Origin of the sequence: Glycomyces sp. NPDC021274 (assembly GCF_040641195.1) — a bacterium.
In the GTDB taxonomy this organism is placed as follows: domain Bacteria; phylum Actinomycetota; class Actinomycetes; order Mycobacteriales; family Micromonosporaceae; genus Glycomyces.
This window is the reverse complement of sequence record NZ_JBFADC010000002.1, coordinates 578728-598393: the sequence shown is the minus strand read 5'-3', so window position 1 is coordinate 598393 and position 19666 is coordinate 578728. Positions and strand designations below refer to the sequence as shown.

The following is a 19666-nucleotide window of genomic DNA, read 5'->3' as shown; positions in this document are numbered from 1 at the left end:
CCTTTCGCGATGTTAGGTTGCGTGGCATGGAACCCCTAGACGTCCAGCACGAAGGCCGCACCCTGCGCGGCACCCTGCACCTCCCGCAGACGGCCCCCGCCCCCGCGGTCGTCATGTGCCACGGCTTCTCCGGCACCCGCACCGAGTTCGGGCACACGTTCGTGCGACTCGGAAAGCGCCTGGCCGAACGCGGCATCGCCGCCTACCGCTTCGACTTCGCCGGCGGCGGCGAATCCGACGGCGCCTACGGCGACATCACCGTCTCCGACCAGGTCTCGCAGGTCCTCGCCGTGCTCGAAGCGGTCCGCGGCCACAGCGGCGTCGACGCCGAGCGGCTCTCCCTGCTCGGCATGAGCATGGGCGGCCTGACCGCCTCGCTCGCCGCCGCCAAGCGCCAGGTCCGCTCCCTCGCCCTGTGGGCCCCGGCAGCCATCGCAGTGGACGCGGAGGTCACCCGGGAACGGCAGGCCATCATCGCCGAGCACGGCTACCACGACTTCGGCGGCACCCCGATCTTCAAGCGCTACGCGGACGACGCCGAGACCATCGACGCGTTCGCCGACGCCCGCGGCCACGCCGGCCCCGTGCTCCTCGCCGCCGGCTCAGAGGACCACGTCTTCGCCCCCGGCATCCTCGACGGCTACCAGGGCCTCTACGGTTCGCAGCTCGAATACCACCAGCTCGACGGCGTCGGCCACGGCTTCGAGACCGTCCCCGCCCGCGAGCACCTGCTCGAGCTCACCGAAGCGTTCCTCCTGCGCCACGCGTGATTCCGCTCCTCGTGCCGGAGACCCGGCACGAGGAGCGGCGCGCGCTACGCGACGGCAGTGCCCTCCAGCTCGACCATCTGGCCGGGGACCGCCAACCGCGCCACCCCGAGCATCGTGGTCGCCGGCGCCACCCGCGCGGCACCGAGCCGCGCGGCCAGCACCCCGTAATGCGGGAACAGCAGGTCGACGTCCGTCGTGTAGACGTTGAGCCGCACCAGGTTCGACAGCGACATCCCCGCCGCGCCGAGCACGGCCTCCAGGTTGTCCAGGCTCAGCGCGAGCTGCGCCGCCATGTCGCCCTCATGCTGCGGCCTGCCCTCGCCGTCCATCGCGGTCTGTCCCGAGCAGTACAGCGTCCGGGTCTGCCCCGACACCAGCTCACCCTGGTCGAACCCCAGTTCGAGCGACCAGTCCACCGGGTTGACCGCAGTTCGTTCCATCGCCACGTCGGCTCCATTCCATGCACAGCGGCGGCACGCTGCCGCCGCAGAGCAGAGCCTCGCACCGAATCACGACATCTGCTGTCACGTATTCCGGTACCATTTTCCGCATGCGCGCCGACCGACTGGTCTCCCTGGTCCTCCTCCTGCGCCAGCGCGGCCGGATGACCGCCGAAAGCCTCGCGGGCGAACTCGAGGTCTCCACCCGCACCGTGCTGCGCGACATCGAAGCGCTCTCCGCCGCAGGCGTGCCGGTCTACGCCGAACGCGGCCGCCACGGCGGCTTCGCGCTCCTGCCCGGCTTCCGGACCGAACTCACCGGCCTCAACCACGAGGAGGCACTGGCCCTCCTCACCGCCGGATCGGGGCGCGGCGAGCGGGCCTTCGGCCTCGGCTCGGCGCTGGCCTCGGCCATGCGCAAGGTGGTCGACGCCCTGCCGGAGAGCCAGCAGGCCACAGTGGACGACGCGGTGGGCCGGTTCCTCGTCGAACCCGAGACGGACCTGCTCTCGCGGCGGCGCACCGCCGAAGCGGTCCCCGAGATCGTCATGCACGAGGTCCGGCGCGCCGTGCTCACCGGACGCCGGGTGCGCCTGCACTACGCGGCCGCCGGTGAGACGCCGGAGTGGCGCACGGTGGACCCCCTCGGCCTGGTCACGGTGCGCGACCGCACCTACCTGCTGGCCACGCGCTCCGGCGCGGACCGCACCTACCGGCTCTCGCGTTGTCTTGCCGCCGAAGCACTCCCGGAACCGGCCGAGCGTCCCGACCGGGTCGACCTCGACCGGATCTGGCAGGAGCGGTGCGCGCGGTTCCTGTCCGAAGGCCATCTCACCGTGCAGGTCACGGTCGTCCCGGAGCGCCGGGACGACCTCCTGCAGTCAGCGGTGGCCGTGCGCGCGGAGGCCCCTGAGCCGGACGGCCGCGTGCGGCTGGAGGTCGCCTACCAGGACGCCGAGCATGCCGAATGGGCGCTGTGGCAGCTCGGCGCGGACGCCGAAGCCCTTGCGCCGCAGTCATTGCGCACCGCACTGCACGCCCGCGCGGCGGCACTGGCGGCCCGCTATGCATGATCAGGCCGCAGGCGGAACCGGCGGTTCGCCCAGCGGGACGGGCAGGTCGAGCTTCCCGTTGCCGACGAGCCAGCGCAGCGATTCGAGGACGGCCTGCTCGGGCTGGTACGCCGGGGCGTATCCCAAGCGGGCCTTGGCCTTCTCGATGCTGAAGCACTGGCTGCGGTCGAGGTGGCCCCAGGAGGCGTCCGCGTGCTCGGGCGCGGTGGAGGCGCGGAACTCGTCCCAGCTCACCGGCTCGAGGGTCGCGGTCCGGCCGAACCAGGCGGCGGCGATGTCGGCGTAGCCGCGCACGCTGAGCGCGCTCGGGGCGACGATGTTGAAGTCCTCGCCTGCGGCGGCGTCGCGGTGCTCGGCGGCCAGTTGGAAGGCCTGGGCGAGGTCGTCGGCGTGGACGTGGTGCATCGTCTCGGCGCCGCTGCCGGGGACCTGGAGCGGCTGCCCGTTCGCGATGGCGGACCAGACGGCCGGGTCGAGGTTGCCGAGCGGGCCGATCGGGTGCCAGCCGGGGCCGACGATGTGCCCGGGGTGGATCGAGGTGGTGACGAGGCCGCCGGATGCGGTCTCCTGCTTGAGCATCCGCGCGATGCGGTCCTTCTGGATCCCGTACTCGTCGAGGGGCGCTTCGGCGCCGTCGCCGCTCTCGTCGATGGGGAGCTTGCGGCTCTTGCCGTACCGCCAGATGGAGCCGCAGTGGATCAGGTGCGCGGTGCCGCCGCGCAGGGCCTCGACGAGCGCGGTGGCGGAGGCGAGGGTGAAGCAGACGAGGTCGACGACCACGTCCGGTGCGAGGTCGCGGACCGTCGCGCCGAAGACCCCTTCGGCGTCCTGCCGTTCGCGGTCGGCCACGACCTGGCGCACCTGCGCCCATTCGGGCGCGTCGGCATAGGCGGTGCTGGTGCCGCGGCTGATGTTGACCACTTCGTGTCCGGCGCGCACGAGGCGCGGGACGAGGAAGGTGCCGATGTGGCCGGAGCCGCCGATGACGACGATGCGCATGCTGTGGTTCTCCTATCGGTTCGCGACGCGGCGAAGTGTACCGGCGGCGCGGAGACCCTGCCAGGGGTCCACCCGCGGCCCCCCGTGCTCAGCGTTCGCCCGTCTCAGCGCGGTGAGGGGCCGGTTCCGCTTCGATCCTCGCGCTCGCCTTCATCGACGCCGCGAACGCCAGCGCCGCGAACGCCAATCCCGCACCTGTGAGCGCGGTCGCCCGCGGTCCCGCCTGGGTGAGGGTGAGGCCGCCGAGCGACGAGCCGAGCGCGATGCCGATGTTGAACGCGATCGAGCTCCCGGCCGAGGCGGTGTCGGTGCTGCGGGGCGCGAACTCCATGACCCGGTTCTGCAGGGCCGGGATGAGCGCGCCCATCGCCAGGCCGGTGAGGACGATGGTCGCCGCGGTGGCCCAGGGGTTCGTGCCGAACGCGAACATGGCGAGCATCGTCGCGGCGAGCAGGCCGACGGGCAGGATCACGGCCAGCCGCTGGTTCCGGTCGGAGAGGGCGCCGCCCGCGGTGATCCCGCCGAAGTCGGCCAGGCCGCGCGCCAGGAGCAGCGGGCCCATGAGCGCCGCGGACATGCCGGCGACCACGGTGACGAACGTCGAGGTGTAGGTGAAGGCGGCGAAGAACCCGGCGACCGCGAGTGTGGTGGTGACGAGCACCAGCGTGAACTGGCGGGTGTCCGGGGTGGTGCCGTGGCCGGCGTGCTCGTTCCGGGTCGGCTTGGCGGGGAGGGCGACGACGAGGGTGAGCAGGGCGAGCATGCCCAGTCCGGAGAAGGCGAGGAAGGCGGTCTGCCAGTTCGCGGTCTGGCCCAGCCAGGTTCCGGCGGGCACGCCGAGCATCGGCCCGATGGACCCGCCGGTGAAGACCACGGCCATGACCCGCCCGCGGACGTGGGCGGGGAACATGCCGGCGGCGACCGGTGCGACGATGCCCCAGAACACGGCCTGGCTGAGTGCGGTCGCCACGCGGGCGGCGAACAGCAGCTCGTAGGTGGGGGCCGCGGCCGAGAGCGCCGTCGCGGCGACGAGGACGGCCATGAGCGCGAGGAGCAGCGGGCGGCGCGGCACCTTGGCGACGAGCTTCACCAGCGGCAGGGTGAGCACGGCGACGGTGACGCTGTATCCGGTGACCAGCAGGCCCACCCGGGAGGGCGACACGTCGAGGTCGGCGGCGATCTCGGCGAGCAGCCCCACGGGAACGGTCTCGACTGTCACGTAGCAGAACGCGGCCAAGGCGAGCGCGAGCAGCGCCGCCACCGATCGTCTGTCGAAATCGGACAGTACCGTCATCTGGGTCCGCCTCGGTCGCTTCGAGTGCCGTTCGGGAGGAACGATCGCCTGGCGCGCCGAACAGGACCGCTCGAGTGGCTGCGGTGAAGGGAGTCGCGCATTCGGGGCCGCTTCAGTCTAGGTATCGGATGCCTTCCCGCGCAAGCGGAGCGAGCGGCCGCCACCGGCGGGGCCGCCTCAGGTGCTCGCGGCGTCGCGGTCGCGCAGGCCGGAGGACTCGAGGAAGTTCCGCAGCACCATCGCCGCGCCGCCGATGGCCGGGGCCTGGGAGACGTCGACGGCGAGCTCGACCTGGACATTGTGGACCTGGCGCATGAACACGGCGCGGTCGAGCACTTCCTGGATCGCGTCCCGGTAGCGCGGGCCGAGGTCGGCGAAGGCCCGCCCGGCGAGCACGACGCGGCCGACGTCGAACATGTTCACGAGCGAGACGGTGGCGACGGCGAGCATCTGCGCGGAGGCGTCGATGAGCGCGGCGGCGTCGGGGTCGCCGGCGAGGGCGGCGCGGCCGATCCGCATGAACGCGTCGAGCTGGTCGCCTTCGAGGTCGAGGCGTTCGCGCAGGCCCGGGTGGGCTTTGGCGTTGCGCACCACGGCGTTCGGGCCGCCGATGATCTCGAGGCAGCCGCGGTTGCCGCACCCGCAGACCTCGCCGAGGGCGTCGACGGAGATGTGTCCGAGTTCGACGCCGTTCGAGGTCACGCCGCGGTAGGGGAAGCCGTCGAGGATGACGCCGGAGCCGATGCCGCCGGACATGAACACGACGGCGAAGCTCGAGGACGCGCTGCCCTGCGCCTGGACGCCGAGCCCTGCGGCGGTGGCGTCGTTCTCGATCCGCACCGGCAGTCCGGTGGCCGCCGAGAGCTCCGCCGCGAGCGGGTAGTCGCGCCAGGCGGGTGCGGGGAAGTCGGTGAGGAGCACGCCCGCGTCGCGGTCCTGCGGGCCGTGCGTCGCGAGGCCGATCCCGAGCACGCCGTCGCGCGGCACCCTTGAGTCCTTCAGCAGCGCTTCGATGCTCGCGGCGTAGTCGCTGAGCACCGCGCCCGGGTCGCGGTCCCCGGATCCGGGCATCGCCGTCTGCGCCACCACCCGCCCGGCGAGGTCGACGACGACGCCGAGGGCCGTGTACCGGTCGAACTGGACGCCGACCATGTGCCGCGCGTCGGGCTGGAGTTCGAGGAGCCGCCGCGGCGTGCCGCGCGCCGAGCGGGCGGTGCCCACCTCGTGCACCATGCCGAGCGCGATCAGCCGCCGCACCGCGTGCGTCATGGTCGCCTGCGTCAGGCCGGTGGCCTCCGCGAGCTCCACGCGGCTGACGGTGGTGCGCTCCCGGATGAGGTCGAGCACCACGGCCAGCGTGGACATCCGCGTGTCCGAGCCGAACGACCTCAATGCGACCTCCTGAGCCTGCCGGGGCCGCCCGATTCGGGCGACCGATCCGCACCACCATACTTGCCCCGCGTGCCCGCTTCGAGGGGATTGCCTCGGGGTTCCGGCGCGCGCGACCGGCCGCCGCGCACGGTGGCCGCCGCATCGGCGGCGCAGTGCGTGCGCCCGTCCCTCGCGCAGCGGCAGGCGCCGGTCGCGGTCATGCGCTCTCCTCGCGAACCCGTTCGTTCATTCAGTGGAAACTTGTTCTTGACACCTTTAATTTAACGCGTCAATAATAAACTCGGCGCCCGGCGCGGACGCCACCCCTCCGTCCCGTGGGAACTCCCTCCTCACGGTCCTGAAAGGACAATGATGTCTCTCCAACTCAGAAGGCGAAGTGCCGCTGCACTGCTCGCGGGAGCGGCCGCGCTCGGCCTGCTCGCGACCGGCTGCTCCTCAGGCGGCTCCGGCGGCAGCGGCGACCCCTCGACGCTCATCGCCTACACCGGCCAGGCCGGCGACTACCAGATCAACTTCAACCCGTTCTCGCCCACGCGGATCGGCGCCCTCGGCACGATCTACGAATCCCTGTTCTTCTACAACAAGGCGCAGGTCGCCGAGCCGGTCCCGCTCCTGGGGACCGAGCAGGCCTGGAACGAGGACGGCACCGAGCTCTCGGTGACCCTGCGCGAGGGCGTCGAGTGGAGCGACGGCGAGGCGTTCACCGCCGCCGACGTCGCCTTCACGTTCCAGATGATCAAGGACAACCCCGCCATCAACAACGGGGGCTTCGACGGCGAGGTCGTCGCGGTCGACGACACGCACGTCACCTTCACGTTCGCCGCGCCCGCGTTCGTCAAGGGCCCGGACTTCATGAGCACCCCGATCGTGCCCGAGCACCTGTGGCAGGACGTCAACCCCGCGGAGGACGTTAACGAGGAGCCCGTCGGCACCGGCGCGTACCTGCTCGACGACTTCAAGCCGCAGGCGTTCACCTACAAGGCCAACCCCGACTACTGGGGCGGCGAGCCCGAGGTGAAGCAGATCCGCTTCCTCGCGCTCTCGGGCAACCAGGCCGGGGCCGACGCGATCGCCGCGGGCACCATCGACTGGCAGACGGGCCCGATCCCGGACATCCAGAACACGAACGAGAACTTCCCGAACTACGACGCGTACACGCAGTGGCAGAACCAGATGGTCCTCTCCACGTGCTCGAACGCGGACCTGGGCTGCGAAGGGCCGCAGACCGATCCGGCCGTGCGCCGCGCGCTCTACTACGCGATGGACCGCACGCAGCTCAACAGCCTCGCGTTCATGGACACCGCCAGCGACATGTCCCCGACGTTCGCGCTCACGCCGAGCCAGGACGAGTACGTCGGCGCCTCGGTCGAGGAGCCCAAGGTGCCGATGGAGCCGGACGCCGCCGAGGCCGCCTCGATCCTCGAAGGCGCGGGCTGGGCCAAGGGCGACGACGGCATCTACGCCAAGGACGGCGAGCGCCTCTCGCTCACTGTCGAGGTCGTGACCGGCTGGACCGACTACATCACCGCCGTCGACACCATCGCCTCCCAGGCGAAGGCCGCCGGCATCGAGGTCAAGGCCGCGCAGTCCTCCTGGAACGAGTGGACCGAGAAGAAGGGCTCGGGCACCTTCCAGCTCGCCATCGACTCGCTGTGGCAGGGCCCCGCGCCCGACCCGTACTACGTCTACAACTACTTCTTCACCTCCGGCGTGCCGGTGGGGGAGACCGCGGGCAACAACTACTCGCGGTACGCCAACCCCGTGGTGGACGAGGCCATCGCGCAGCTCGCGCTGCTGTCCCCTGAGGACCCGGCGCGCCAGGCCCAGTTCGACGCGATCCACACGGAGATCGTGCGCGACATGCCGTTCATCCCGATCCTCACCGGCGGCACCACGAGCGTGTGGAACACCGCGAAGTTCACCGGCTGGCCCTCCGACGACGACCTGTACGCCTTCCCGGCGGTCTGGTCGGCGTGGGACGCCGCCGAGATCTTCAAGCGCCTCGAGCCCGCCGCTTAGCCCTCGTCGCCCCCGAAGGAGGACTCCGTGAACTACTTCCTGCGCAAAATCGGCTTCTACGCCATCGCCCTGTGGGCGGCGCTGACGCTGAACTTCGCGATTCCGCGGATGCTGCCGGGCAACCCGGTCGACATCCTGCTCGCCAAGCTCCAGCAGCGCGGCGGCGCGGTCAGCCCTGAGACCAGGAAGGCGTACGCGCTCCTCCTCGGGGGCGACGACTCGAGGCCACTGTGGACGCAGTACTGGGACTACCTCGGCAACATGTTCCGAGGGGACCTGGGCGTCTCGGTGAGCTACTACCCGGCCCCCGTCTCGGAGGTCATCAGCCAGTCGATCCCGTGGACGGTGGTGCTCGTCGGCCTCTCGACGATCATCGCCGCCGTCCTCGGGGTCGCGCTGGGCGCGTTCGTCGGCTGGAAGCCGGGCACCTGGCTCGACTCGCTCATCCCCGCCACGACCCTGCTCGCGGCAGTGCCGTACTTCTGGCTCGCGCTGCTGCTCACGTACCTGCTCGCCCGCGTGCTCGGCTGGTTCCCGATGCAGGGCGGCTACGACGTGGTGCTCACGCCGGGCTGGAACGGGCCGTTCATCGCCTCGGCGATCCAGTACGCGTTCCTGCCCGCGCTCACGATCGTGCTCGCCTCGATCGGCGGCTGGCTCCTGGGCATGCGCAACATGATGGTCTCCACCCTGTCCGAGGACTACATCCTCACCGCCGAGGCCAAGGGCCTCTCGCCGCGGAAGATCCTGCGCTCCTACGCCTCCCGCAACGCCGTCCTCCCCTCCGTCGCCGGGTTCGCGATCTCGCTCGGCTTCGTCGTCTCCGGCTCGGTCATCACCGAGCAGGTGTTCTCCTACCCCGGCATCGGCAACCGCCTCCTCGGGGCGGTCCAGAACAACGACTACGCGCTCATGCAGGGCGTGTTCCTCTTCATCACCCTCGCCGTCCTCGGCGCCAACCTCGTGGTCGACCTCCTCTACGGCGTCATCGACCCGCGCACCCGCGCCCGGAACTGACGGGAGAACCGCCATGACCAACACGCACGACGCTCCCGCGGCGACGGACGCCGCCGAGCAGCTGGCCGAAGCGGCCGCCGAGACCGGCAGGCCCGCCCGCTCGGGCTGGCGGATGCTCCTGCCCACCATGACGCCCTGGCTCGCCCTCGGCCTCATCCTCGTCGGCGGCATCAGCCTCTTCGGGCTCATCGGCCCCTACTTCGTGGGCGACCCCACGGTCATCCGCGACCAGGGGCTCACCGGCCCCACCGGCGAGTTCTGGCTCGGCACCACCCAGACCGGCCAGGACGTCCTCGCCCAACTCGCCCACGCCACCAGGGGATCGCTGCAGATCGGACTCATCGTCGGCCTGCTCGCCACGATCCTCTCCGCGTTCTTCGGCATCTACGGCGCCTACAAAGGACGCGCCGTCGACGAGGCGTTCTCCCTGTTCACCAACGTGTTCCTGGTGATCCCCGGCCTGCCGCTGGTCATCGTCATCTCCGGCTTCGTGCCCCGCGAAAGCCGCGGACTCTGGACGATCGCCGTCGTCCTCGCCGTCACCAGCTGGGCCGCCTCCGCGCGAGTGCTGCGCGCCCAGACCCTCTCAGTGCGCAACCGCGACTACGTGGCCGCCTCCCAGGTCTCCGGCGAACGCCCCTGGCGCGTCATCGTGGTCGAGATCCTCCCGAACCTGCTGCCCGTGATCGCCTCCCAGTTCGTGTTCGCCGTCATCAGCGCCATCCTCGGCGAAGCGGGCCTGTCCTTCATCGGCCTCGGGGCTTCCAACTCCTCCACCCTCGGCACCATGCTCTTCTACGCGCAGAACGGCTTCGCGCTCCCGCTCGGCGCCTGGTGGTGGTTCGTCCCGCCCGGGCTCGTCATCGCCCTCTACGGCATGGGGCTCGCCCTCATCAACTTCTCGATCGACGAGATCATCAACCCCAAGCTCAAGAACCTCCGCCTGCACCGCAAACGGGCCCGCCGCGCGCTCCGCCTCGAACGCGAGCTCGCCCGCGCTGGACGCAAGGTGCCCCGCCAGGCCGCTCCCACCGACGAGGAGACCGTCCGATGAAGACCGCCGAACCCGTGCTCACCGTCGAGGACCTCACCGTCGTCTACGAGACCGAGGAGCCGATCACCGCCGTCAAGCACGCCGACCTCACCCTCCACCGCGGCGAGATCCTCGGCCTCGCCGGCGAATCGGGCTGCGGCAAGACCACCCTCGCCTACGCCGTCAACCGCCTCCACCGCCCGCCGGCCCGCATCGCCACCGGCCGCATCACCTTCCACGGCGACCAGGGCGACATCGACATCCTCGCCCTCGAGGACGCCGAGCTCCGCGCCTTCCGCTGGGAGCGCCTCTCCATGGTCTTCCAAGGCGCCATGAACGCGCTCAACCCGGTCACCACCGTCCGCGCGCAGCTCAAGGACACCCTCCTCGCCCACCGGCCCCGCATGTCCCGCAAGGAGATCCGCGAACGCTCCGAAGACGTCCTCAACCGCGTCGGCGTCGACCCCCGCCGCCTCGGCTCCTACCCGCACGAACTCTCCGGCGGCATGCGCCAGCGCGTCATGATCGCCATGGCCATGCTCCTGGAACCGCAGATCATGATCATGGACGAGCCGACCACCGCGCTCGACGTGGTCGTCCAGCGCGACATCCTCCGCGAGATCGTGCGACTGCGGGACGAACTCGACTTCGCCGTCATCTTCATCACCCACGACCTCCCGCTGCTGCTGGAGATCAGCGACCGCATCGCCGTGATGCTCGAAGGCGAGATCGTCGAACTCGAGGCCGCCGACCGCCTCTACCGCGACGCCCGACACCCCTACACGCAGAAACTCCTCGGCTCCTTCCCGAGCCTCTCGGGGGAGCGGGGCGCGTTCATCCGCACCGGCATCGACGAAACCAGCGCAGACGAGACCAGCGAAACCGCGGAGGAACGAGCATGACCGGCGTCAAGATCACCGACCTCGTCAAGGACTACACGCTCCGGTCAGGACTCAAGCGCACCCGCCTGCGGGCCGTCGACCACGTGAGCCTCGACCTCACCCCCGGCCGCACCGTCGCCCTCGTCGGCGAGTCCGGCTCGGGCAAGTCCACGATCGCGAAGATCCTCACCCGCATGGAGCGCCCCACCTCGGGCACCGTGGAGGTCCGGCTCGACGACGGCACGCCCGTCGCGAACGGCCACTACCGCCGCGAAGTGCAGATGGTCTTCCAGGACCCCTTCGCCTCCCTCAACCCGTTCCACTCGATCGAGCACCACATCGCCCGGCCCCTGAAGATCCACGGCCGCACCAAGACCCAGGAGGAGACCCATCGACGCGTCCTCGAGATGCTCGAACGCGTCAACCTCACCCCGGCCGAAACGATCGCGCCCCGCCGCCCGCACGAGCTCTCCGGCGGCCAGCGCCAGCGCGTCGCCATCGCCCGGGCCCTCGCCCCCGGCGCGCAGGTCCTCATCGCCGACGAGCCGGTGTCCATGCTGGACGTCTCGATCCGCCTCGGCGTGCTCAACCTCCTCGGCCGCCTGCAGCGCGAGGACCAGCTGGCGGTCCTCTACATCACCCACGACCTCGCCACCGCGCGCCACTTCTCCGACGAGATCGTCGTCCTCTACCGCGGCCGGGTCGTCGAACGCGGCCCCTCCGACGCCGTGATCCTCGACCCGCACCACGACTACACGAAGCTCCTCGCGCTGGCCGCCCCCGACCCGGAGCGGCCGGGGCGCGTGACCTCGGAGGCGGCCGTGGACCGCGAGGCGATCGACAACAGCACCTGCTACGACCACTTCGCCGGCGAATGGCGCGAGGCCGCCGCGCGCAACGCCGTGCCCGCCTGAACCGCCCCTCGTACCGATCCGCCCCTCACCAAGTCCGCCCTTCGACCAATGAGGAGTCACCGTGACCCACCCGCCGTATTTCCGCGCGCTCCACGAGGGGTGGACGCTGACCGCCGCCGACCTCGCCGCCGATGCACCCGAGGCGGTGGCCGCGCCGCTCGCCGAGGGCGTGCCTGCCGTCGTCCCCGGTGAGGCCCACCTGGACCTGCTGCGAGCCGGATTGATCAATGATCCGTTCGACGGGGACAACGAGTCCGCGCAGCAGTGGATCGGCGACACGTCCTGGCGGTTCACCACGGTGTTCGACTGGTCAGACGACGGCTCGGCCCGCCACGACCTGGTCGCGCACGGCCTGGACACGGTGGCCACCTTGGTGCTCAACGGGATCGAGTTCGGCCGCACTGAGAACCAGCACCGCGGCTACCGCTGGGACGTGCGGAAGGCGCTGCGCGAAGGGGCGAACACCCTCACCGTGGAATTCGCCGCCCCGGTTCCGGAGGCGGCGGCCCGGGCCGAGCGCGACGGCGCGCTGCCGCGCACCAACCACCACGAGTACAACCAGTTGCGGAAGATGGCCTGCTCGTTCGGGTGGGACTGGGGCATCGACGTCGCGGGCGCGGGGATCTGGAAGGCGATCGGGCTCGAATCCTGGTCGTGGGCGCGGGTCGCGTCCGTCCGGCCCCTCGTCGACGTGGTCGCGAACGCCGAGGGCGGCCACGACGGCGTCCTCACCCTCCATCTCGAGATCGAACGCGCGGCGGGCGACGAAGATGTGGAAGCCCTCATCGTCGTCACGGGCCCGGACGGCCGCCCGCTGGAGACCGCCGCCACCGTCCCCGCCGGCACTGACTCCATTGTGGTCGTCTCCGACGTGCCGGACGTGGCCCGGTGGTGGCCGGTCGGCTACGGCGACCAGCCGCTGTACAGCGTGGACGTTGAAGTGGGCTTCGGGACCTGGCACGGTCGGGTCGGGTTCCGCACGGTGGAGCTCGACACCGCGCCCGACGAGCACGGTGCGCCGTTCCACCTGAAGGTCAACGGCGAGCGCATCCTCGTGCGCGGCGCGAACTGGATCCCCGACCACGCGTTCCTCACCGAGATCGACCGCGACCGGTACGCGCTGCGCGTCGCGGACGCGCTCGAAGCGAACATCAACCTGCTGCGCGTGTGGGGCGGCGGGATCTACGAGTCCGACGACCTCTACGACCTCGCCGACGAGCACGGCCTGCTCATGTGGCAGGACTTCCTGTTCGCCTGCGCCGCATACAGCGAGGACGACCCGCTGCGCGCCGAGATCGAGGCCGAGGTCCGCGAGAACGTCACCAGGCTCAGCCCGCACCCCTCGCTCGTGCTCTGGAACGGCAACAACGAGAACACCTGGGGCTCGGTCGACTGGAACTGGGCCCACCGCCTCGGCGGCCGCGGCTGGGGCGACGCCTACTACAGCGAGCTGCTGCCGGACCTCTGCGCCGAACTCGACCCGACCCGCCCGTACACGCCCGCGAGCCCGTACTCCTTCGGCGACTACCGCCACCCGAACGACGAGCGGTACGGGACGATGCACGTCTGGGACGTCTGGAACCGCGTCGACTACAAGGTGTACGCCGACTACCGGCCCCGCTTCGTCGCCGAGTTCGGCTTCCAGGGCCCGCCCGCCTGGTCGACCCTCACCTCGGTGGTGCACGACGAGCCGCTCGACCCGTTCGGCCCGCAGATGCTGGTGCACCAGAAGGCCAACCGCGGCAACGAGAAGCTGCAGCGCGGCTGGCAGGGCCACCTGCCCGACCCACAGTCCATCCAGGACTGGCACTGGACGACCCAGCTCAACCAGGCCCAAGCCGTCCGGTTCGGGATCGAGCACTACCGGTCGCTCACCCCGCACAACTCGGGCACGATCATGTGGCAGCTCAACGACAACTGGCCCGTCGTCTCCTGGGCCGCCGTCGACTTCAACGGGCACCGCAAGCCGCTCTGGCACGCCCTGCGCGACGCCTACGCGCCCCGGCTGGCGACGCTCCAGCCGCGCCCGTCGGCGGCGAGCTACGCGAACGCCTGGGAAGGCCTCGTGCCCGAGTTCGACCAGCTCGCGCTGGTCCTCGTGAACGACACGGGCGAGGCCTACGCCGGTTCGTTCACCCTGACCCGCGAGGCCTTCGACGGCACCGTGCTCGCCAAGGCCGTGGTCGACGCCCGGGTCGAACCCCGCGACAGCGCGACGGTCGTCGTCCCGGCCGAGGTCGCGGCGTACACCGATCCGGGCGCGGAGTTCATCCGCGCCGAAGGCGACGGCTTCGCACCCGCGTTCCACTACGCCGCCGAAGTGCTCGACCAGGACCTGGACCCGCGCCCGTTCACCGTGGACGCCGAGCCCGCCGCAGGCGGCTGCGTGCTGCACGTGACCGCGACATCCCTGGTGCGGGACCTGTTCTGCCACGCGGACAAGGTCGATCCGGCCGCCCGCGCCGAGCAGGGGATGCTGACGCTCCGAACAGGGGAGTCGGCCCAGATCAGGATCCACTCGCCCGCAGGCCACCCGGCCGCGTTCGCCGCGACCCTGCGCTGCGCGAACGACGTGCGCTGAAGCGGCCGGGAGGCGAAGTGCCGCTTCGCCCCCCGGCCGCCCGTTCACTCCTGCGGCTGCCAGGCGCGCATCGTGGCCGGATCGATCGGGACCGAGACGTGCTCATGCGTGATCAGCCATTCGCCCTCGATGCGGCGCAGGCAGACCGTGGAGCGCACGAGCACCGAACGCACGGTGCCGTCCTTCAGGGTCCCGGTGTCGCGGTGCACCATGTGCGCGTAGGCGGTGTCCTCGCCGGCCTCGACGGTGAGGTCGTGCGTCTCGAGGTCGATCGGGCCCTCGTACTCGCCGAACCACCGCTCGAAGTTGGCGCGCACGGTGTCCCGACCGGTGATCCGCAGCGGCGGGACGACGTCGACGTACACGATGCCGGGGGAGAAGAGCGACATGAGCCGCTCCACGTCCTTGTCGCGGCTGCACTCGACGCGGGCCTCCAAGAGCGCCCTCACTTCGGTTTCGCTGGTGTGCATTCCGGCTCCATTCCTGTGGCGGTTTCACTGGCACCGGTCTGACCGTGCGACCCTCGCGAATGTGAGGCGCCGCGGCGGACCTCACATCCGCGCGGGCTGTCCTGTCGAACCGTGGACAGCGAAAGGGGACACCATGACCGAACGGCACGACCCCGGACTGGCGGCGATCATGGGGGAGCGGCAGCGGCTCCTCGGCCTGGCGTACCGGCTCCTCGGCTCGCTCTCCGAGGCCGAGGACGCCGTGCAGGAGACCTACGTCCGCTGGTACTCGATGCCGCCCGAAGGGCAGGCGGCGGTCGAGAACACGGCCGCCTGGCTGACCACCGTGGCCGGCCGCATCTGCCTCAACCAGTTGGGCTCCGCGCGCGCCAGACGCGAACGCTATGTGGGCGAATGGATTCCCGAGCCGCTGCCGGGCGGCGAATGGCTCGGCGGACGCTCCGGCGCGGCCCCGGCCGACCCCGCCGACCGCGTCACGCTCGACGAATCGGTGAACATGGCGTTCCTCGTCGTCCTCGAGGCGATGACCCCGGCCGAGCGGGTCGCGTTCGTCCTCCACGACGTCTTCCGCTACCCCTTCAACGAGGTCGCGGCCATCGTCGGCCGATCCCCGGCCGCGTGCCGCCAGCTCGCCTCCTCGGCCCGCCGTCGCATCGGCGACGCCAGGCCCCCGGTCGGACCGGACGCCCGGCAGGCCGATACCGTGCGGCACTTCAAGCGCGCGTGGGAGTCCCGGGACATGACCGCACTCGTGGACCTGCTCGACCCGAACGCCCTCGCCACCGGGGACGGCGGCGGGCTCGTGACCGCGACGCTGCACCCGATCGAAGGCGGCGCACGCATCGCCGACTACCTGATGGCGCTGGCGGACAAGGTCCACGGCCAAGAACTCATCGAGACCACGGTCAACGGCCGGCCCGGCCTCGTGGCGCGGCAGGACGGCGCGGTCGCGGCCGTCTACGCGTTCGCGACCGCGAACGGCAGGATCACGCGGCTGTGGGCCGTGCGGAATCCCGAGAAGCTGCGGTCGTGGACAGCGGCGGCGTGAGCGCCTGGTCCAGGTCGGCGATGAGGTCTTCCGGCGCTTCAAGGCCGATCGAGAGCCTGACCAGGCTCGCCGTCGGCTTCGCGTGGTCGGCGACGGGCCGGTGCGTGAGCGCGGCCGGATGCTGGATCAGCGAGTCCACGCCGCCCAGGGACACCGCGTGCGTGAACAGCCGCACCGCCGACGTGACGTGCGCGGCCTGCTCGAAACCGCCGCGCAGGTCGACCGCGATCATCGCTCCGGTGCCGCGCATCTGCCTCCCCAGCAGGCCCTTCGGGTCGCCGTCGCTCCCGGGGTAGTGGACCCGGGCGACTCCCGGGTGGCGCTCGAGCCAGGCGGCGACGCGCTGCGCGCCCGCCTGCTGGGCCCGCACCCTGACCGGCAGCGTCGTCAGTCCCCTATGGAGCAGGTAGGCCCCGAGCGGATGGAGCAGCCCGCCCGTCACCGCCCGCACCCGCCGCAGCGCCGCCGCGGTCCCCTCACCGCACGCGATCACCCCGGCGACCACGTCCCCGTGCCCGCCGAGGTACTTGGTGGCGCTGTGCAGGACCATCGCGGCCCCGAAATCGACCGGGTTCTGCAGCACCGGCGTCGCGAACGTGTTGTCCACCAGCACCGGGACGCCCTGGGCCGCTTCGACCACCGCGCGGATGTCCACCAGCTCCAGCGTCGGGTTCGCCGGCGTCTCGAGCACGACCATCACCGTATCGGGCCGGATCGCGCCCGCCACCTCCGCTGCATCGCAGAACGTGGTCGCCGTCCCGAGCAGGCCCGAGGACAGGAGGTGGTCGGTCCCGCCGTACAGGGGGCGGACCGCCACGATGTGCCGCCCGGTCCCGCCCGCGAGGATCGCGGCGGTCATCGCGGCCATTCCCGAGGAGAACGCCACCGCGGCCTCCGCGTGCTCCAACCGGGCCAGCGCCGTCTCGAACCGCGCCACGGTCGGATTCCACAGTCGCGCGTACACCGAGCCGCCCTCAGCGGTCGGCGTCCCGCCGTTCGCCATGGCCTCGTAGGAGAGGCCGCCCGCCTCGATGCCGGGCAGAGGGTTCGTGGAGGAGAGGTCGATCGGGAGCGCGTGCACGCCGAGCTCCGCCAAGTCCTCGCGGCCCGCGTGGACCGCGACGGTGTCGAATTGCAGGGCGGATTGCAGCCGAGGCGAGTTCATGCCCAGAATGTAAGCCGAACCACAACAACCTGCAATACTTGCTGCAGAAACCCGCGCCGAACGCGGGAATCCATGAAGAAACAGCGATCGAGGCGGGCATGGCGGACGAGCGGCCGAAGAAAACACAACCCCCGGCAGGGGCCCTGGACGGCACCGACCTGGCGATCCTCGCCGCGCTCGTCGAGGACGGCCGCATGACGAACGCCGCGCTCGCGGCCCGCGCGGGCGTCGCCGAGTCGACCTGCGCGTACCGCCTGCGCGCGCTGCGCGAATCCGGCGTCCTCACCGGCATCGCCGCGCACCTCGACCCCGAGGCATTCGGCCGACCGCTGCACGCGATCATCAAGGTGCGCTTGGGAAGCCACAGCCGCGAACACGTCCACAACCTCTACGACCGCCTGGTCGAACTGCCCGGGGTGATGACGGTCTTCCATGTCGGCGGCGACGACGACTTCCTCCTCCATGTGGCCGTCGCCGGTCCCGAGGCGCTGCGCGACCTCATCCTCGAGCACGTCACCGCCCACGCCGTGGTGCGCCAGACCGAGACCCAGCTCGTCTTCGAGGTCCGGGAAGGCCGCGGCGTGCTGCCCCGCTGACAATGCGATCCTGAAGCCCCAGCCATCAACGAGGAGGCGCACATGGGCAAGGTGATCTGCGGGATCTCGATCTCGGCCGACGGCTACGCGGCCGGGCTCAACCAGACCGAGGAGCGCCCGTTCGGCGACGACGGCAGCGAGGGCACCGGCGAGCGGCTGCACGCCTGGATGTTCGAGACCCCCGAGGAGAACCCCGAAGAGATCGCCCAGATGACCGCCGCGAAGGCGTTCATCATGGGCCGCAACATGTTCGGTCCCGTCCGCGGCGATTGGGACCGCGAGTGGAACGGCTGGTGGGGACCCAACCCGCCCTACCACGCCCCGGTCTTCGTGCTCACCCACCACGCGCGCGAACCCCAGCCGATGGAGGGCGGCACCACCTACACCTTCGTCACCGACGGCATCGAATCCGCACTGGCGCAGGCCCGCGAGGCGGCCGGCGACGGCGAGATCGCCGTCATGGGCGGCGCGACCACCGTCAACCAGTACCTTGCGGCAGGACTGATCGACGAGCTGCGGCTCCACATAGTCCCGATCACGATCGGCGCGGGCACGCGACTCTTCGACGGCGTTCCGCCGCTGCGCATGGAGCAGCTGAGCGTCCGCGCCGCGACCGCGGTGACCCACGTGACCTACCGCGTCCTCAACTGAGGCCCGACCTTCCGCACGCGCGTCGTCTCGGCCGAGACCGGCTCCCCGTCCCGGCCGAGCGCCCGCGGCCCGGCGAGTCAGAGGGCCGGAATCACCCGGGTGGTGACCAGGCCGAGGTCGCGCATGTACCGCTCCAAGGCGATCGCGGCGATGCCGTCCATCCCGCACCTGGTGGGGAACTCGAAAGCGAGGTCGGCCGCCGCGTCGCCGGGGCTGTCGGCGAGAACGCGGCGCCGGATGATCGGCATCATGCGCTCGTGGAACACCGGCGCTGAGGCCCAGCCCGTCACGGCGATGACCTCGGGGTTGAGGACGGCGACGAGATCGGCGAGCGCGGCGCCGAGGAATTCGGCGGTGCGTTCGACCGTCGCGATCGCGGCCGCATCGCCGGCTTCGGCCGCGTCGACAAGGGCCTCAAGGAACCCGAACGTGTCCGGCCCTTCGGTGAGCGGGTGGCCGGGATCCGTCTCGGCCAGGGTCTGCCGGACGCCCCGGACCCCGAGGTACGCCTCCACGCACCCCCGGCGGCCGCACTGGCACCGGCGCCCCTCGAACGCGAGGAGGCTGTGCCCCCATTCGCCCGCCGAGTTCGTGGCGCCGCGCACGACCGCACCGTCCTGGACGATGCCCGCCCCGACGCCGAACCCGAGGCTGACGGCGACGACGTTCGCGAAGCGCCGCCCGGCACCGAGCCACAGCTCCGCGGTCGCGATGGCTTTGAGCGGGTTGTCGATCACCACCGGCAGGTCCAGGCGGTCGCGCAGGCGGTCGAGGTGGAGCCAGATCGCGCTCGCCACCGGCTCGGCCTTCACCGGGCGCTGCATGCCGCCGGGCAGCAGGATTCCGACGCCGAGGACGTCGTCGCGTTTCGCCTGCGCCCGTTCGAGAGCGGCGTCGAGACCGCGAACGATCCAGTCGATGACGTCGTCAGCCTCCTGCACGGGCTCGTCGGAGACCGCCTCGATCGTCGCGAGCTCGCCCAGCGCCGCGTCGAACACGGTCGCCTCCAGGTAGCGGTCCTCCACGTAGACGCCGACGACGCGGCCGCGATCGGCGTTGACGCGGAGACCGGTCGACGGCCGCCCGACCGTCCCGGCCAGCAGGCCCGTCTCGGCGACGATCCCGTACTTGAGCAGGTCCTGCACGATCGTCGAGACCGTCGCGAGGCTCAGCCCCGTGGCGTCCGCGAGCTCGTTCCGGGTCGAGTCGCCCGCCGCGAGCAGGGCGCGCATGACCACGAGCCGCGACTCGCTGCGGATGTCGCGTGAAGTGAGCCGGGCGACGGCCATGAGCACTCCCAGATCCCGCCGAAGGTCCGGCCTA

At 71.3% G+C, this 19666-nt stretch carries 18 protein-coding genes; 11 read left to right on the top strand and 7 right to left on the bottom strand.

Features of this window, described 5'->3' with window-relative positions:
- The first annotated feature begins 26 nt into the window (after positions 1–26).
- On the top strand, positions 27–770 hold the full coding sequence (locus AB0I03_RS06615) for an alpha/beta fold hydrolase (protein WP_360407495.1): 744 nt from the start codon (positions 27–29) through the stop codon (positions 768–770).
- A gap of 44 nt (positions 771–814) precedes the next feature.
- Here AB0I03_RS06615 and AB0I03_RS06610 read toward each other — a convergent pair whose 3' ends face one another.
- Complete coding sequence (locus tag AB0I03_RS06610) at positions 815–1210, bottom strand: RidA family protein (protein WP_360407492.1); 396 nt, start codon at positions 1208–1210, stop codon at positions 815–817.
- Between the two features lie 110 nt (positions 1211–1320).
- Here AB0I03_RS06610 and AB0I03_RS06605 point away from each other — a divergent pair, with 110 nt between their 5' ends.
- Positions 1321–2283 carry a WYL domain-containing protein gene (locus AB0I03_RS06605; RefSeq protein ID WP_360407485.1) on the top strand — a complete coding sequence of 321 codons (963 nt, stop codon included), beginning with the start codon at positions 1321–1323 and terminating at the stop codon, positions 2281–2283.
- On the opposite strand, the gene AB0I03_RS06600 is transcribed toward AB0I03_RS06605, so the two are convergent.
- The 3 genes from AB0I03_RS06600 to AB0I03_RS06590 all read right to left on the bottom strand — a co-directional run bounded on the left by AB0I03_RS06600 (position 2284) and on the right by AB0I03_RS06590 (position 5941).
- Positions 2284–3282, bottom strand: coding sequence for an NAD(P)-dependent oxidoreductase (locus tag AB0I03_RS06600; protein ID WP_360407482.1), 999 nt, complete (start codon positions 3280–3282; stop codon positions 2284–2286).
- A gap of 88 nt (positions 3283–3370) precedes the next feature.
- Entirely contained in the window at positions 3371–4576 is a 1206-nt protein-coding gene (locus AB0I03_RS06595) for an MFS transporter (RefSeq protein ID WP_360407479.1), read from the bottom strand.
- A gap of 177 nt (positions 4577–4753) precedes the next feature.
- Positions 4754–5941 carry an ROK family transcriptional regulator gene (locus AB0I03_RS06590; RefSeq protein WP_360407476.1) on the bottom strand — a complete coding sequence of 396 codons (1188 nt, stop codon included), beginning with the start codon at positions 5939–5941 and terminating at the stop codon, positions 4754–4756.
- Positions 5942–6319: 378 nt separating this feature from the next.
- Between AB0I03_RS06590 and AB0I03_RS06585 the strand changes: the two genes are divergently transcribed.
- The 6 genes from AB0I03_RS06585 (at position 6320) to AB0I03_RS06560 (ending at position 14413) form a co-directional block, all read left to right on the top strand.
- Positions 6320–7987, top strand: a complete 1668-nt coding sequence (locus AB0I03_RS06585; protein ID WP_360407473.1) for an ABC transporter substrate-binding protein — start codon at positions 6320–6322, stop codon at positions 7985–7987.
- Between the two features lie 27 nt (positions 7988–8014).
- The gene (locus tag AB0I03_RS06580) at positions 8015–9004 is read left to right on the top strand and encodes an ABC transporter permease (protein ID WP_360407470.1); all 990 of its coding nucleotides are present in this window, start codon (positions 8015–8017) and stop codon (positions 9002–9004) included.
- Between the two features lie 112 nt (positions 9005–9116).
- A complete protein-coding gene (locus tag AB0I03_RS06575; protein WP_360408122.1) occupies positions 9117–10058 on the top strand; it encodes an ABC transporter permease in 942 nt (313 codons plus the stop codon).
- Positions 10055–10939: an ABC transporter ATP-binding protein gene (locus AB0I03_RS06570; RefSeq protein WP_360407467.1), complete on the top strand. Its 885-nt coding sequence runs from the start codon at positions 10055–10057 to the stop codon at positions 10937–10939. Before AB0I03_RS06575 ends, AB0I03_RS06570 begins: the two co-directional genes overlap by 4 nt.
- Positions 10936–11832, top strand: coding sequence for an ATP-binding cassette domain-containing protein (locus AB0I03_RS06565; protein ID WP_360407464.1), 897 nt, complete (start codon positions 10936–10938; stop codon positions 11830–11832). The genes AB0I03_RS06570 and AB0I03_RS06565 overlap by 4 nt, the downstream gene beginning before the upstream one ends.
- Before the next feature lie 61 nt (positions 11833–11893).
- Entirely contained in the window at positions 11894–14413 is a 2520-nt protein-coding gene (locus AB0I03_RS06560) for a glycoside hydrolase family 2 protein (protein ID WP_360407461.1), read from the top strand.
- 44 nt (positions 14414–14457) lie between these two features.
- Here the strand turns inward: AB0I03_RS06560 and AB0I03_RS06555 are convergent, their stop codons facing one another.
- The gene (locus tag AB0I03_RS06555) at positions 14458–14883 is read right to left on the bottom strand and encodes an SgcJ/EcaC family oxidoreductase (RefSeq protein WP_360407458.1); all 426 of its coding nucleotides are present in this window, start codon (positions 14881–14883) and stop codon (positions 14458–14460) included.
- Positions 14884–15016: 133 nt separating this feature from the next.
- On the opposite strand from AB0I03_RS06555, the gene sigJ reads away from it, so the two are divergent.
- Positions 15017–15931 (top strand): RNA polymerase sigma factor SigJ, encoded by a 915-nt coding sequence (gene sigJ / locus AB0I03_RS06550; protein ID WP_360407455.1) that lies wholly within the window; start codon positions 15017–15019, stop codon positions 15929–15931.
- Here sigJ and AB0I03_RS06545 read toward each other — a convergent pair.
- The gene (locus AB0I03_RS06545) at positions 15870–17096 is read right to left on the bottom strand and encodes an aminotransferase class I/II-fold pyridoxal phosphate-dependent enzyme (RefSeq protein ID WP_360407452.1); all 1227 of its coding nucleotides are present in this window, start codon (positions 17094–17096) and stop codon (positions 15870–15872) included. The genes sigJ and AB0I03_RS06545 overlap by 62 nt on opposite strands.
- Positions 17097–17194: 98 nt before the next feature.
- Between AB0I03_RS06545 and AB0I03_RS06540 the strand changes: the two genes are divergently transcribed.
- Positions 17195–17692 (top strand): Lrp/AsnC family transcriptional regulator, encoded by a 498-nt coding sequence (locus AB0I03_RS06540; protein ID WP_360408119.1) that lies wholly within the window; start codon positions 17195–17197, stop codon positions 17690–17692.
- A gap of 42 nt (positions 17693–17734) precedes the next feature.
- Positions 17735–18343 (top strand): dihydrofolate reductase family protein, encoded by a 609-nt coding sequence (locus tag AB0I03_RS06535; protein ID WP_360407449.1) that lies wholly within the window; start codon positions 17735–17737, stop codon positions 18341–18343.
- Between the two features lie 77 nt (positions 18344–18420).
- Here AB0I03_RS06535 and AB0I03_RS06530 read toward each other — a convergent pair whose 3' ends face one another.
- On the bottom strand, positions 18421–19632 hold the full coding sequence (locus tag AB0I03_RS06530; RefSeq protein WP_360407446.1) for an ROK family transcriptional regulator: 1212 nt from the start codon (positions 19630–19632) through the stop codon (positions 18421–18423).
- Between the last annotated feature and the right edge of the window lie 34 nt (positions 19633–19666).